Source organism: Janthinobacterium sp. KBS0711 (assembly GCF_000988085.1).
Classification (GTDB): domain Bacteria; phylum Pseudomonadota; class Gammaproteobacteria; order Burkholderiales; family Burkholderiaceae_D; genus Janthinobacterium; species Janthinobacterium lividum_E.
In genome coordinates, this window is record NZ_LBCO01000033.1 from 254,960 (window position 1) to 267,863 (window position 12,904).

The 12,904-nt window shown below is 65.1% G+C and carries 13 protein-coding genes; 7 read left to right on the forward strand and 6 right to left on the reverse strand.

What is annotated here, in order from left to right:
• Positions 1–52: 52 nt before the first annotated feature.
• Together VM94_RS19830 and gstA are read right to left on the reverse strand one after the other, a co-directional pair.
• On the reverse strand, positions 53–1,609 hold the full coding sequence (locus VM94_RS19830) for an FAD-dependent monooxygenase (protein WP_046685007.1): 1,557 nt from the start codon (positions 1,607–1,609) through the stop codon (positions 53–55).
• A gap of 286 nt (positions 1,610–1,895) precedes the next feature.
• Entirely contained in the window at positions 1,896–2,510 is a 615-nt protein-coding gene (gene gstA, locus VM94_RS19835; protein WP_046685008.1) for a glutathione transferase GstA, read from the reverse strand.
• A 63-nt stretch (positions 2,511–2,573) separates the two neighbouring features.
• Here gstA and VM94_RS28295 point away from each other — a divergent pair, with 63 nt between their 5' ends.
• Positions 2,574–2,948: a hypothetical protein gene (locus tag VM94_RS28295; protein ID WP_138828840.1), complete on the forward strand. Its 375-nt coding sequence runs from the start codon at positions 2,574–2,576 to the stop codon at positions 2,946–2,948.
• Positions 2,949–3,184: 236 nt separating this feature from the next.
• Here VM94_RS28295 and VM94_RS19845 read toward each other — a convergent pair whose 3' ends face one another.
• Together VM94_RS19845 and VM94_RS19850 are read right to left on the reverse strand one after the other, a co-directional pair.
• A complete protein-coding gene (locus tag VM94_RS19845) occupies positions 3,185–3,904 on the reverse strand; it encodes an SDR family oxidoreductase (RefSeq protein ID WP_046685010.1) in 720 nt (239 codons plus the stop codon).
• A gap of 61 nt (positions 3,905–3,965) precedes the next feature.
• Complete coding sequence (locus VM94_RS19850; protein WP_046685541.1) at positions 3,966–4,826, reverse strand: LysR substrate-binding domain-containing protein; 861 nt, start codon at positions 4,824–4,826, stop codon at positions 3,966–3,968.
• Positions 4,827–4,968: 142 nt separating this feature from the next.
• Between VM94_RS19850 and VM94_RS19855 the strand changes: the two genes are divergently transcribed.
• The 3 genes from VM94_RS19855 to VM94_RS19865 are packed head-to-tail and all read left to right on the forward strand — an operon-like array spanning position 4,969 to position 7,839.
• The gene (locus VM94_RS19855; protein ID WP_046685542.1) at positions 4,969–6,486 is read left to right on the forward strand and encodes an MFS transporter; all 1,518 of its coding nucleotides are present in this window, start codon (positions 4,969–4,971) and stop codon (positions 6,484–6,486) included.
• Between the two features lie 60 nt (positions 6,487–6,546).
• Positions 6,547–7,347, forward strand: a complete 801-nt coding sequence (locus VM94_RS19860; RefSeq protein ID WP_046685011.1) for a TOTE conflict system archaeo-eukaryotic primase domain-containing protein — start codon at positions 6,547–6,549, stop codon at positions 7,345–7,347.
• Positions 7,348–7,389: 42 nt separating this feature from the next.
• Complete coding sequence (locus VM94_RS19865; protein ID WP_046685012.1) at positions 7,390–7,839, forward strand: VOC family protein; 450 nt, start codon at positions 7,390–7,392, stop codon at positions 7,837–7,839.
• 550 nt (positions 7,840–8,389) lie between these two features.
• Here the strand turns inward: VM94_RS19865 and VM94_RS19870 are convergent.
• Positions 8,390–8,635 carry a hypothetical protein gene (locus tag VM94_RS19870; RefSeq protein ID WP_046685013.1) on the reverse strand — a complete coding sequence of 82 codons (246 nt, stop codon included), beginning with the start codon at positions 8,633–8,635 and terminating at the stop codon, positions 8,390–8,392.
• 284 nt (positions 8,636–8,919) lie between these two features.
• Between VM94_RS19870 and VM94_RS19875 the strand changes: the two genes are divergently transcribed.
• Entirely contained in the window at positions 8,920–10,320 is a 1,401-nt protein-coding gene (locus tag VM94_RS19875) for an aminotransferase-like domain-containing protein (protein WP_185982117.1), read from the forward strand.
• A gap of 41 nt (positions 10,321–10,361) precedes the next feature.
• Here the strand turns inward: VM94_RS19875 and VM94_RS19880 are convergent, their stop codons facing one another.
• Entirely contained in the window at positions 10,362–11,423 is a 1,062-nt protein-coding gene (locus tag VM94_RS19880) for an NAD(P)H-dependent flavin oxidoreductase (RefSeq protein ID WP_046685014.1), read from the reverse strand.
• 87 nt (positions 11,424–11,510) lie between these two features.
• On the opposite strand from VM94_RS19880, the gene VM94_RS19885 reads away from it, so the two are divergent.
• Positions 11,511–12,386, forward strand: coding sequence for a LysR family transcriptional regulator (locus VM94_RS19885; protein WP_046685015.1), 876 nt, complete (start codon positions 11,511–11,513; stop codon positions 12,384–12,386).
• Positions 12,383–12,904, forward strand: a 522-nt coding sequence (locus tag VM94_RS27860) for a YbfB/YjiJ family MFS transporter (RefSeq protein ID WP_144417560.1), incomplete at its 3' end; no start/stop codon positions are given. The genes VM94_RS19885 and VM94_RS27860, both read left to right, overlap by 4 nt.

Below are 12,904 nucleotides of genomic sequence, written 5' to 3' on the forward strand. Positions count from 1 at the left end.
CCGGCTATGGCAAAGCCGGGCATTTTCGCACAGCGCGGCGGCGCCGTTGCCGTCAGCCGTGCGGCAAGGCGATTTTTTCCATCACCGCGCGCAGCAGCGTGGCGCTTGGCACCGCAGACGGCGCCGAGCGCCACGCAATGATGCCGTCCGGCCGGACGATCACGGCGCCGTCATCGCCTGTGCCGAAGGTGTCGCCCAAGGCCTGATCGGCGGGGAAAACCACGTCGGCGCCGGCCAGCAAGGTCTTCAACGATAGGTGCGCGGCGGCGGCGGACCAGCGCGGATCGGCTGTCAGCAGCACGAAATCCTCGGTCAACAGGTCGATGCTGGAGATGCTGTTGCCGCGATGCCGTACCCATACATGGGGCGCGCGCGTGCCTGGCTGGCCGGCCCAGTCGCGCGGATGGGCGGCCGGCGGCAGTGCCGCGTCCGCGCCGAGGATGGCGCCAGAGCGCGTCAGCTGGCCCAGTTCCATCGCCAGGTTGCCATACAGTGGCGCGTCCTGGTAGCCATCGCCGACCCATTTCGCATAGTCCGGCCGGGCAAAGGTTTGCTGGTGCCGCAGCCAGGCGATGGGCCGGCGCTCGTCCGTGTAGGTGTCGAGCAGGGCGGGGCGCGATTGCCGCCGCAGGACCCTTTGCAGCTTCCATGCCAGGTTGTAGACGTCGTCTATGCCCGTGTTGGCGCCGTAGCCACCCCGCGTGGGCGGCAATTGATGGGCAGAATCTCCGGCCAGGAAAATGCGCCCCTCGCTGAACCTGTCCGCGATCAGGCCGGCCAGCTCCCAGCGCCCCGTGGTGATCAGCTCGAACAGCATGTCCTTGCCCAGGGCCTGGCGGACCAGCGCCCGCAATTGCTCGTCAGTGCTATCGCTTTGCTCTTCAAACATGAGGAACCAGCGCCCATCGGAATACGTGCCCAGGAAGCCCTTGAAGCCTGGCTGGTCGATGTCGAACTGGCGGATGCCCCGTTCCAGAAAGGCGTCCGCCTCCGCGCAGCGGAACAGCACGCTGCGCAGCACGCGCAGGGGACCGGCGCCCTGGCGCGCGATGCCCAGCTGTTCGCGGATGGGGCTGGCCGCGCCATCGGCGGCGATCAGGTAATCGGCCGTGACGGCATAGCATGCGCCCGTGTCGCGCTGGCGCAGCTGCGCCGTGACGCACTGCGCATCCTGCTGCACGGACAGCAGTTCCACGCCCGTGCGCAGGTCCGCGCCGCGCGCGCGGGCGGCCTCGCGCAGTATCGGTTCCAGCAAGTCCTGGGCGATGGCGGCACCGGTCGTGGGCGAGGCTTTGCCGTCGCGCTCTTCCGGCTGGCCTGGCGTCCATGGCAATTCCTCGTAGTGCTGACCCGCCAGACTTTCCACGCGGGCGCGGCGCACGCTGGTGCCGGGCGGTACCTGGGGAATGCGCTCGGCGATGCCGGCGGCGCGGAAAAATTCCAGCGTGTGTTCCGTGAAGCCCGTGGCGCGGGGGTGCGCGGCGCTGCCGTGGTGTTTTTCAACGAGGATGTGCGGCACGCCGCGCCATGCGAGGAAGAGCGAGGCTGAAAGCCCGACGAGGCTGCCGCCGATGATGAGTACAGGGGTGTGGATTGAAGCTGGGTTCATGATGTCGTCCTGGTGGTTGTGCAGAGCACACTCGGTCAAGGACGTGGTGAATTTTCGCGGCAAGCGGAACGCCGTTCAGGCAGCAGGGTGACGGAACGCACGCCGACGAAAAAACGGCGCACGTCCGCTTTTCGTCGTGGTCCGCGGCCCCCAGGGCTGGAATATGACCGTCCGCAGGCGGACGGCTGACCGGGGCTCACCACGCCGGTCCACCTTTTTCGACGCCACGATCTTAGCACGGGACTGTCGCGCGGCGCCAGCCCAGGGTAACCCCGTGCAACAGCCCTCAAGCGGCCTTGGCCAGTCCTTCCGCTTCCAGTGCCGCCTTGACGCTGTCGCGCTCGGTCATGCGGCCCAGGAATGCCTGCACATTGGCCAGTTGCGACAGGTCCACGCCCAGCTGCGGCGCCCAGCCCGTCACGGCGAACAGGTAGGGATCGGCCACGGTCATCGTGTCGCCGGTCAGGTAGGCCTGGCCTTCCAGGCGGCTGTTGATCCACGCATATTTCTTGCCCAGTTGCTCGATGAAGATGGCCTTGGTGGCGGCGTCGATGCGGGAATCGAACAGGGGGCTGTACGATTTGTGCAGCTCGGACGTGATGTAATTCTGCCATTCCATCACCTTGTAGCGGGCAAAGTTGCCCACGGGCGGCAGCAGGTCCTCTTTGCCGGCCAGCTCGGCGATGTATTGGGCGATGACGGGGCCTTCGCTCAAGGTCCGCCCATCGTCGAGCGCCAGCAGCGGTACCTGGCCTTTCGGGTTGAGCTCATAGTAACTGCCGCCTTCCGGCGTCTTGTGCTGGCCCAGGTCGACCTTGACCAGGGTGAACGGCGTGCCCGTTTCGCGCAGGATGATGTGCGGCGCCAGCGAGCAGGCACCCGGCGAGTAAAAGAGTTTCATGGCGATCCTATCCTTGAACAGATTGGGAAGACGCCACTATAGTCCTGCGCAGGCGGCGGGTAAATGCGTGTTCGTCTGGTGATCATTGACGCCCGGTGTCGCCTTGCGTTGGCTCAAACCGCCCGCTTGCGTCGGCGCGACGCTGCGCGTGCCGTGCACTTGCAGCCGCAGGTCATCGCGCTGCGTTTTGCTGTTATTCTGCAAGCAATCTTGTCGGACTATCGCGTGATGAAAACTTTTCTTTATTCGCTACTGGGTTTTGTTATTGCCAGCGTCATCGCATGGGGTGCCATGTTGCTTTGGGGCGGCCTGGTCTTGCAACTGCCGCCCGGCGACAGCTATTGGGACCGCACGCCGTATGCGGCCGATATTTTCCTGGCCTGCTGGCTATGCTTTGCCACCGGGGCGGCAGTGCTGGCGGTTCGGCTGGCCCGTTGATACTGCTTCTACGCAATTCATTATTTTGGCTAATAAGTTCATGCGGACTTTGGCATTTCTGCCCTCATCCTCGTCAGCCAGGGGATGATCGTGCTCGGCACGTCCATCGTGCTGACGGGCTCGCCTAAAATCCACTAGGAACTGGGCTTTACGGATACGGGTCTGGCCTGGGTGCAAAGCATCTACCCCCTGACATTCGGCGGCTTGTTGATGCTAGCCTTGCTGCTGCTGAGTTATCAGGCGCGCCCGCCCAAGCTGCCTCCGCCATCGACCGCCAGCACCTGGCCTGTCACGTAACTGGCTTGTTCCGACAGCAGGAAGCCGACGGCGGCGGCAATTTCATCGGGCTGTCCCAGGCGCCGCATCGGTATCGTTGCAAGCACCTGGCGTTCCATCTCGCTGCCGACGGGGCGGGTCTTGCGGAACAGTTCCGTTTCCACGGGGCCTGGCGCGACCGCATTGACCGTCACGCCGTGTTCGGCCAACTCCAGGGCCCAGGTTTTCGTGCAGCCGACCAGGGCGCTTTTGGCGGCGGAATAGGCCGTGCGGTTCACGTTGCCGTGGATGGCCCGGCTGCAGATATTCACGATCCGGCCATAGCGGCGCTGCTTCATCGCCGCCACGAACTGCTGCGTCACCTGGATGGCGGCGCGCACGTTCAGGTCGAAGACGTTCTGCAAGGTGGCAAAGTCGATTTGCCCCAGCGGCTGGGGCGAGGCAATGCCTGCCTTGTTCACGATGCCATCGATGTCAAACTCTTGTTCAAGCGTCTTGAGAACCTGCGCCGTCTGCGCCAGGTCGCCAAGATCGCAGGCCACCAAGGTGCCGGGAAAGTCCACGCCTTCAATGTGCCGGGCGATGCCGATGACCCGATGGCCTTGCTGATGCAGCAAGGTGCTGATGGCATAGCCGATACCGCGTGTCGCGCCGGTAACGAGAAAAGTACGGGATGTCATGGAAGAGGATAGCCTTTGGCTTGAAAATGTATACCTGCGAAGGCTACACTTTTTTGCAACTTCATGCCGCCGCGGCCGCTGACCACTCGCGCAGCAATTGTCCGAACGCTTCGGCCGCCGCCGTGCTGCTGGCGGCGCGCCAGACGAGCTGGAACCGGGCTGCGGGCAGGGCGGGCAAACCATGCTGGCCATCGATGACCACCATGCCCGCTTCCAGGTCGCCTTGCGGCAGGGCCGTGATCGCCAAGCCAGCCAGCACGGCGGCGCGCAAGCCCTGCTGGCTGGGCGAGGTGAACGCCACGCGCCAGTCGATTCCGGCGCCATCGAGGGCGTCGACGCCCACTTGCCGGTGCATGCAGGGCGCGGGTGAAAACGCCAGCGGCAGCGGCAGCGCGCCATCGTGCCGGAAGTCGTGCGCCGCGGCCCAGACGAAGCGCGTGCGGCGCAGCACGGCCGCCTCATCCTGGCCATCGGCCAGGGTCATGACAACGGCCAGGTCCAGCGCATCGGCGGCGACCAGTTTTTGCAAGTCAAGATAGGTGCCCACCGTGACATCCAGCCGCACGGCAGGAAACAGGTGCGCGAACTGTGCCAGCAGGGCGGGCAAACGCGCGCCCATGAAATTTTCCGGCACGCCAAAGCGCACGGCACCCGCAATCGAGGAGCGCTGAAAGCGCCGCGCCAGCGCATCCTGGGCGGCTAGGATTTGCCGCGCGTGGCGCAGAAAATCCTCGCCGTCTTCCGTCAGGCGCAGGCTGCGCGTCGTGCGCAGCAGCAGCGCGGTGCCCGCTTGCTCTTCCAGGCGGCGGATCTGGTGGCTGATGGCGGACTGGCTCAGATGCAGCCGTTCGGCGGCGCGCGTAAAGCCGCCCGTGTCCTGTACCGCCACAAAGGCGCGCAGCAGGGCGGTATCGAAGTCCATGGGGCTCCCATGATTCATGATGAAAATGAATAAATTGTACAAAATTTTATCATTTCCCTCATGAGTCGAGGTTTTCTAGAATGGTCGCTTGCAGTGCTGCGGCACTACGCATCCCTCCATGACTACCGAAAGCAAGGCTTCGATGCTACCGACTACTTCGCAACAAAACGCACTCACCCTGGCCGCCGTCTGCCTGGCCTCGCTGATGTTTGGCCTGGAAATTTCCAGTGTGCCCCTCATCCTGCCCACCCTGGAAACCGTGCTGCATGGCGACTTCAAGGACTTGCAATGGATCATGAACGCCTACACGCTGGCCTGCACCACCGTGCTGATGGCCACGGGCACCCTGGCCGACCGCTATGGCCGCAAGCGCTTGCTGCTCGCCAGCCTGGCATTGTTCGGTGTCAGTTCCCTGGCATGCGGCTGGGCCGGCAGCACGGGCGTGCTGATCGTGGCGCGTGCGGTACAGGGCATGGCCGGCGGCGCCATGCTGATTTGCCAGGTGGCCGTGCTGTCGCGGCAGTTCCCGGCCGGCGCCGCGCGGGGCCGGGCGTTTGGCGCCTGGGGCATCGTGTTTGGCCTGGGCCTGGGCTTCGGACCCATCATCGGCGCGGCCATCGTCGCGCTGTCAAGCTGGCAGTGGGTATTTCTCGTGCACGGGCCGCTGGCGCTGGCGGTACTGCTGCTGGTGGCGCTGGGCGTGAGCGAATCGCGCGACCCGCAGAGGCGCGAGCTGGACGTGGCGGGCATCGCCACTCTGTCGCTGGCCGTGTTCAGCCTGGCCTGGTGCATCACGCAGGGACCGGCGCTGGGTTTTGCGGACCCGCGCACGCTGGCCAGCCTGGCCGTGGCGCTGGCCGGTTTTGCCGCGTTTGCCTTCATCGAACGGCGCCAGGCCGAACCGATGGTCGATTTTGCCGTCTTTCGCATCCGCCGCTTCTCGGGCGCCTTGCTCGGTTCGGCGGGCATGAACTGCAGTTTCTGGCCGCTCATGATTTATCTGCCCCTGTATGTGCAGCATGGCCTCGGCTACGACAGCCTGGGCACGGGCCTGACCTTGCTGGCCTACACCTTGCCCACCTTGCTCGTGCCGCCGCTGGCCGAGCGGCTGGCGCTGCGCTACCGGGCCGATGCGGTGATCCCCGCCGGCTTGCTGGCCATCGGCGCGGGCTTTCTATTGATGCTGTGGGGCAGCCAGGCGGACGCCGCCAGCTGTCTGACGATCCTGCCCGGCTGTCTGCTGGCGGGCACGGGTCTGGGCTTGACCAACACGCCCGTCACCAACACGACGACGGGCGCCGTGCCCGGCGAACGGGCCGGCATGGCTTCCAGCATCGACATCAGCGCGCGCATGATCAGCCTGTCCATCAATATCGCGCTGATGGGCTTTATCCTCGTCGACGCCATCCAGTCCGCCTTGCGGCCGCATCTTCCCGGCGGACTGGACGCGGCCACCTTGCGCGCCATGGCCGAGGATTTATCGGCAGGCAAGGTCGCCGGCGCGCTGCCGGCCGGCGTGGCCAAGCTTGCATTGGTTCAGGGATTTGGCGCCGTGATGCTGTACGGCGGCGTGGCCGCCTGCCTGTTCGCCGTGGGCAGCTGGCTGGTGTTTGGCGCCGGGCGGGCGCGGCAGGCGGCCGGGTTGCCGGTGCGCGAATAGCCAGGAGGCTATAATCCGGGCAAGTTGGCAAGTCTTGCCAATGTCATTACGAGGCCGCCCATGCATAAACTGATTTCCGAACTCACCCGCCTGTATCTGTTCGAGGAACAGCAGCAATACGTCGACGCAGACGGCGGCACGCAGCCACTGACGCCGGCCGTGCTGGCGCGCCATCTGTCGGGTGAGCAGACGGTGGCCGTGCAACTCGTGACCGGGAGCGGTCTGACGCGTGCGCTGGTGCTGGAATTTGGCGGCAAGGGCGGCGGGGAAGCGCACTGGAGCGCGCTGTGCGCGATCGCCAATGCCGTGCAGCACGAGTTGGACTTGCCGGCGCCCGCCGTCAGCATTTCGGGCACGGCGTTCCAGTTGTGGCTGTCGCTGGCCACGCCCGTGCCCGTCGCCCAGGCGCGCCAGTTCGTGCAGCTGCTGCGTTCCACCTTTTTACCCGCCTCGACGGACATCCTCGCCGCAGCGCCGCCCGCCGACGTGGAGCAGGCGGCGCTGCCGCCCGCCTTGCAGCCGTCGGGCAAGTGGGCCGCCTTCATCCACCCCAGCATGGGCGCCGCCTTCGTCGACGAGCCTGGCCTGGACATGCCGCCGCCGCCAGCCGCCCAGCTGGGCTTCCTGGAAAGCTTGCGCAGCATCAACCCGGGACAATTCGCGCAGGCGCTGGCCAAGCTGCAGGGGCATGCGGGGTTGCTTGAGGCCGTGCCCGCTCCCGTCGCCGCTCCATTGCCAACGGTAGTGTCCCAGTCACCGGCGCAGCCGGGCTTGCTGCTGCAGGACGCCAGCCTGGAAGACATCGTGCGCTGGCTGCATGCGCGTAATATCGAACCGACTTTCCGGCACCGGTTGCCGTAGCCGGGCGCTCCTTATCCCTACATTAAACACCCGGGAGGCAACATGACAGTCAAGCGCATGGACAACGTCGGCATCGTGGTAGCAGACCTCGATGCCGCCATTGCGTTCTTCACCGAACTTGGTCTCGTTCTCGAAGGGCGCGCCCCAATTGACGGAGACTGGGCAGATGGTGTCACCGGTCTGCACGGCATGCGCGTGGAGATAGCCATGCTGCGGACGCCGGACGGTCACAGCCGTCTCGAGTTATCGCGTTTCCTCGCGCCGCCCGTGGTCGCCGATCACCGCAACGCCCCGGTTAACGCTCTCGGTTACCTGCGTGTCATGTTTACCGTCGAGGATATCGACGATACGCTCGTCCGGCTCGTCAAACGCGGCGCGAAGCTGGTCGGCGAAGTCGTCCGGTACGAAAACATGTATCGGCTCTGCTATATCCGTGGTCCCGAAGGAATCCTCATCGGACTTGCCGAACAGTTGCCGCAGAAGACGTCCTGAGGGAATCCCGCAGGGCCTTGAACACTACAGGATCGGCTCCGAGCCCGGTGCGGCGCAGATCGCGGGGCATGCGCCGACACCGCCCGGCGTGACATTGCAGGCCCCTCCTGGGCCGGCATAACACGCGCCGCCGGGGCCTGCGTAGCGGGGGCCTCCTGGGCCTGCATACATGGCACCGCCAGGCCCCGCGTACAAAGGCCCTCCCGGCCCGGCGTAGCAGGAACCTCCCGGCGCCGCACAAGTGACAGACGCCGTGGGAATGCCGGCGCATCCGAAAAGACCACCTGCCAATAACGCCAATCCCGCCAAGCTGAGTATTTTCATCAAATGTATCTCCTGGATCATTGAGCAAAGCCGAACCTGACATACTATACGGTGCAGTCTTCGCTGCACATCAACGGCTGGATGCGGAATGCAACAAAGACAATGAGCATGCCCGATTGATGTCGTGTCTTCGGATTTCAACCATTCCGTGCAGACGATTTGCCGGATCTTGGCCTCGTTTCTGCCGCGAATGGCCGGCAACGCACCGGCCGGCTATTCTTGACCGTCATGGGAGGGTCATGTCCAAACCGACCATCCTGACAATGAAGAAGGTGACGAGTCCCAAGCCCATGAGCAATAGCACGAAGCCTGCGACCACCTTGCCGCTCGCGCGCAGCACGGCGCGATTCTGCTTTGCCTTGTCCTTGTCCTTCTTCCCTTGGTCGTAATGCCACTTGATGGCGAAGAACATGCCCGTGCCGAGCACGAGAGCCTTGAATGTAACGAAGACTATAGGGGTCCAATCCATCATTTGAGTATTTCCAGTCTATTACTTGACACTACCTATCGTGAGGGGCACTCCCTCAAAACACTGCTTCAGCAGTTGCTGTCCCAACCTTTTGTTCAATTATCCCCCAGGCATCCTGTTTGACTCTTTCATTATAGCTAGCCATGAAATAACAAGGGCATCGGGCGCAGTGATGTGCCGAATGCGGAGGAGCGAGGAGAAAACGTCAGCGACCGCCATGCAAGGATGGTGTTGCTGCACGTTCTGATGCATACTACATTAAAACAATCTCCATACATTGAGACAAAATGTCCCAGTTGAAAACCATACAAGATGAACATTTGCCACTCTGGTTGCCGCGCTTGGCCGTGCACGGAGGGCCACGTTTTTTGCAGATTGCCGATGCGTTGCAGGCGGCGGTGGCAGACGGATCGTTGAGACCGGGCGACCGTCTGCCACCGCAGCGCCACCTGGCAGCACAGCTGGAAGTCGACCTGACGACGATCACGCGCGCCTACGATGAAGCGAGGCGCCGCAACTTGCTGGAAGGCCGCGGTGCTCGCGGCACGTATGTCGCGGCGCCGAAGGTCGAATTGACCGCCATCCTCGACCTCTCCATGAATACCCCGCCACCGCCAGCTGGCGTGGACTTCGACGACATGTTAAAACAAGGTTTGTCTCAAGTACTGATGCGGGCAGATAATGAATTGCTGATGACCTACCACCTGGGCGGGGGAAGCGACTCCGACCGCAAGGCTGGCGCCACATGGCTGGCGCCGATGTTTGGCCATCTGGATGCGCAGCAGGTCGTTGTCTGTCCCGGTGCGCAAGCGGCGATCGCCGCATTGATCCTGGCGCTGACGGAACCTGGCGACGTCATCCTGGCAGAGCCAACCAGTTATCCCGGCTTGCGTGCGGCTGCGGCCCAATTCGGCCGGCACGTGATTGCCGTGCAAACGGACAAGCACGGGATGCTGCCCGTGATGCTTGAGCAAGCGTGCCGCCAGCACAAGCCCGCGCTGGTCTACCTCAATCCGACATTGCAGAATCCGACCGCCATCACCATGCCGGAACGCCGGCGCAAGGAGCTTGCCAGCATCGCGCAGCGCTGCAACGTACGAATCGTCGAGGACGATCCCTACTGGCTGCTTGCCGAGGCTCCGCCACCGCCTGTCGCCACGTTTGCCCCGGAACAGGTGCTCTACATCTCCACCCTGTCGAAATGCCTGACACCCGGCTTGCGTGTCGCCTTCGTGCTGATACGCGATCCGGAGGAACGCGAGCGTTTCCTGGTCGCGCTCAGGTCATTTGCGCTGATGGTCGCGCCTCTGACGGCGGCACTGGCCACGCAGTGGATACTCGACGGTTCGGCTGACGGATTGCTGGAAGGCGTACGCAAGGAGGCGCGCCTGCGCCACCGGATGGCCCGCGATATTCTGGCGGGGCGCTACAGCGGCGCGGGAGACGGTCTGCATGTATGGATCGAGTTGCCGGCGTATTGGCACTCTTCGCAGCTTGCGCGTGCAGCCGCCAGCTACGGCATCGCCGTCACGCCGGCGGAGGCATTCGCCACTGGCGGCGACTCCGTGAATGCCATCCGGATCTCCTTGGGCAGCATCAAGGACCGTGGACGCTTGCAGGCGGGTCTTCAACGGCTGTCTCAGCTGCTTGCGCGGCGGCCCGAGTCGCTCAGCGCTGCCGTGGTTTAACTGTCAGGAGCCACTTCCTTTTCTCCAGAAGCATCCTGGCATCAAGCCGCCATTTCCCTCGCCAGTGTCAACACCAGTTCCTCCGCCCCCATTTCCCGCGCCAGCGGCGCGCCCTGGCCGGCCCACTGCGCGGCAAATTCGCTGTTGCCGTGCTGGACAGCCAGCCCGTTCAATTGTTTGGCGGCATCGTAGGCGACGGGATAGTCGGCTGGCGGCGGGCTGCCTGGCGCTTCGCCGTATTCAATTAGACGGTTTACCATGCCGCGCGCCAGGCGGCCCGAGAGCACGCTGGTCAGGCGGGTGGACGCCGCCCGTTCGCTTTTCAGGTTGGCCCGGTAGCCTGTATTGGCCGACGATTCCGGGCATAGCAGGAACGCCGTGCCCAGCTGGGCGGCCGCGGCGCCCAGGTCCAGCGCTGCGCGGATGCCCTGTCCATCCATGATGCCGCCGGCGGCGATGAGGGGCAGGGCGGTGCGTCCTGCCAGCAGGCGCAGCAGCACGCTGGTGCTGTGGCGCTCGTCCGGCGCATGCGGGTCGAAGACGCCGCGATGGCCGCCCGCTTCCACGCCTTGCGCCACGATGGCGTCGACTCCCGCCTGTTCGATCAGGGCCGCTTCGCGCAGATTGGTGGCCGTGGCCAGCGTGTAGATGCCTGCCTGGCGCAGGGCGGCAATCTGCTGCTGCGTCGGCAAGCCGAAATGGAAGCTGACGACGGCGGGGCGCTGTTCCAGCAACAGCTCGAATGCCGCTTCATTGCCGATGAACGTTTCGTAGATTTCGTCGAGTGCCACGGGCACGGCCGCGCCCAGCTCCGCAAACAGGGGCGCCAGATGGGCCAGCCAGGCCGCTTCGCGCCGCGCATCCCTGATCGCCGGCGCATGGCAAAACACATTCACATTGAAGGGACGGTGCGTCAGCGCGCGCGTGTCGGCGATCACCTGGCGCGCCTGCGCCACCGTGCCCGCGCCGATGGCCAGCGAACCGAGGCCGCCCGCGTTCGAGACGGCGGCGGCCATGCGCGGCGTGGAGACGCCTGCCATTGGCGCCTGAATGATGGGCAGTTGCAAGCCGAGACGGTCGAGGAAGGGCTGGATTGAAGTCATGATGTTTCCTTCATGAAGTTGAGGATGCTGCATTCAATTCGTATTTTGAGAATATAATAGCATAATCATTTTCAAATGGAGAATACGATGGAGTTGGAATCATTGCGGATTTTTTGCTCTGTCGCCAGTGAGCTGAGCGTGACCCAGGCCGCAGCCAGGCTGGGTCGCGCGCCGTCCAGCGTCACCACGCGCCTCCAGCAGCTGGAAGCCGATATCGGCGCGGAACTGTTCGTGCGCACGAATAAACGCATGGCCCTGACGGCGGCTGGCGAGCGCTTTCTCGAGTATGCGCAGCGTTTGCTGGCGCTGGCGGAGGAAGCGCGGCACGTCGTCACGGGCGGGCGCGAGGGCGGCACCTTGCGCGTCGGCAGCATGGAAAGCACGGCGGCCAGCCGGCTGCCGGCGCTGCTGGCCGCGTATCACGCCCGCTATCCGGCGACGCGCCTGGCGCTGAGCACGGGGCCGTCGCGCCCCCTGATCGAGCAGGTGCGCACGGGCCTGCTCGACTGCGCCTTCGTGGCCTTGCCGCCAGCGTTCGGCGGCGCCGCCGCCCTGGAAGAGCTGGGCCTCGCATCGACGGCCGTGTGGCGCGAGGAACTGTGTCTGCTGCTGCCGGCCAGCGAAGGGCAGGCGCGCCGCGCCTCGGACGTGCGCACGCGTTCGCTGGCGGCCTTCCCGCAGGGCTGCACCTACCGCGGCATCGCGGAGGAAATGCTGGGCGTGGCGGGCAGCACGCAGTGGCAGGTACAGGAAATGAGCTCGTATCACACGATGATCGCCTGCGTGGCGGCCGGCGCTTGCGTGACCTTGCTGCCAGCCAGCGTGCTGGCGCTGTCGGACGCGCCGGCCACCTTGAAAACCTTGCCTGCAGGGGAGATTGACACCGTGCTGGTGTGGCGCGCCGGATTCGACGTGCCCGCCTTCCAGCAGTTGCTGGCGCAAGTGGGCGAGGCGGCGGCATGAGCGCGGCGGCCAGGCTGCGCGCCGCCATCGCCGCGGCCGTCATCCTCGCCATCGGCATGGGCTTTGGCCGCTTTGCTTTCACGGCCATCTACCCGCACATGGTCAGGGAAGGCGTCCTGAGCTTGCGCGACGGCAGCCTGGCCGCCTCGGCCAACTATGCCGGCTATTTGCTGGGCGCCGTCCTGGCCATGCGCGCGCGTGCCCACAGCGCGCACCGGCTGTGCCTGTGGTCGGTGGCCGGCACGGCGCTGTGCCTGGGCGTGCTGGCCTTGCCGTTGCCCGTCTGGCTCATCGTGACGGTGCGTGGCGTGGCCGGCGTCTTCAGCGCCCTGGCCATGGTGGCCGCTTCATTATGGCTGCTGGTGCAGCGCGGCCATGGTCGCGGCGCGCCGCTGCTGTATGCGGGCGTGGGCGCCGGCATCGCCGTCTCGGCCGAATTGCTGGTGCTGGCGTCGCACCTGGGCTGGCACAGCGCCGGCATGTGGCTGCTGCTGGCCGGCGTCACCGTGCTGGCGGGG

Bases quoted from the DNA above. Each gene is read 5' to 3' on its own strand.
- VM94_RS19830 (WP_046685007.1), bottom strand. From the start codon at position 1,609: ATGAACCCAGCTTCAATCCACACCCCTGTACTCATCATCGGCGGCAGC.
- gstA (WP_046685008.1), bottom strand. From the start codon at position 2,510: ATGAAACTCTTTTACTCGCCGGGTGCCTGCTCGCTGGCGCCGCACATC.
- VM94_RS28295 (WP_138828840.1), top strand. From the start codon at position 2,574: ATGCGTGTTCGTCTGGTGATCATTGACGCCCGGTGTCGCCTTGCGTTG.
- VM94_RS19845 (WP_046685010.1), bottom strand. From the start codon at position 3,904: ATGACATCCCGTACTTTTCTCGTTACCGGCGCGACACGCGGTATCGGC.
- VM94_RS19850 (WP_046685541.1), bottom strand. From the start codon at position 4,826: ATGGACTTCGATACCGCCCTGCTGCGCGCCTTTGTGGCGGTACAGGAC.
- VM94_RS19855 (WP_046685542.1), top strand. From the start codon at position 4,969: ATGCTACCGACTACTTCGCAACAAAACGCACTCACCCTGGCCGCCGTC.
- VM94_RS19860 (WP_046685011.1), top strand. From the start codon at position 6,547: ATGCATAAACTGATTTCCGAACTCACCCGCCTGTATCTGTTCGAGGAA.
- VM94_RS19865 (WP_046685012.1), top strand. From the start codon at position 7,390: ATGACAGTCAAGCGCATGGACAACGTCGGCATCGTGGTAGCAGACCTC.
- VM94_RS19870 (WP_046685013.1), bottom strand. From the start codon at position 8,635: ATGATGGATTGGACCCCTATAGTCTTCGTTACATTCAAGGCTCTCGTG.
- VM94_RS19875 (WP_185982117.1), top strand. From the start codon at position 8,920: ATGTCCCAGTTGAAAACCATACAAGATGAACATTTGCCACTCTGGTTG.
- VM94_RS19880 (WP_046685014.1), bottom strand. From the start codon at position 11,423: ATGACTTCAATCCAGCCCTTCCTCGACCGTCTCGGCTTGCAACTGCCC.
- VM94_RS19885 (WP_046685015.1), top strand. From the start codon at position 11,511: ATGGAGTTGGAATCATTGCGGATTTTTTGCTCTGTCGCCAGTGAGCTG.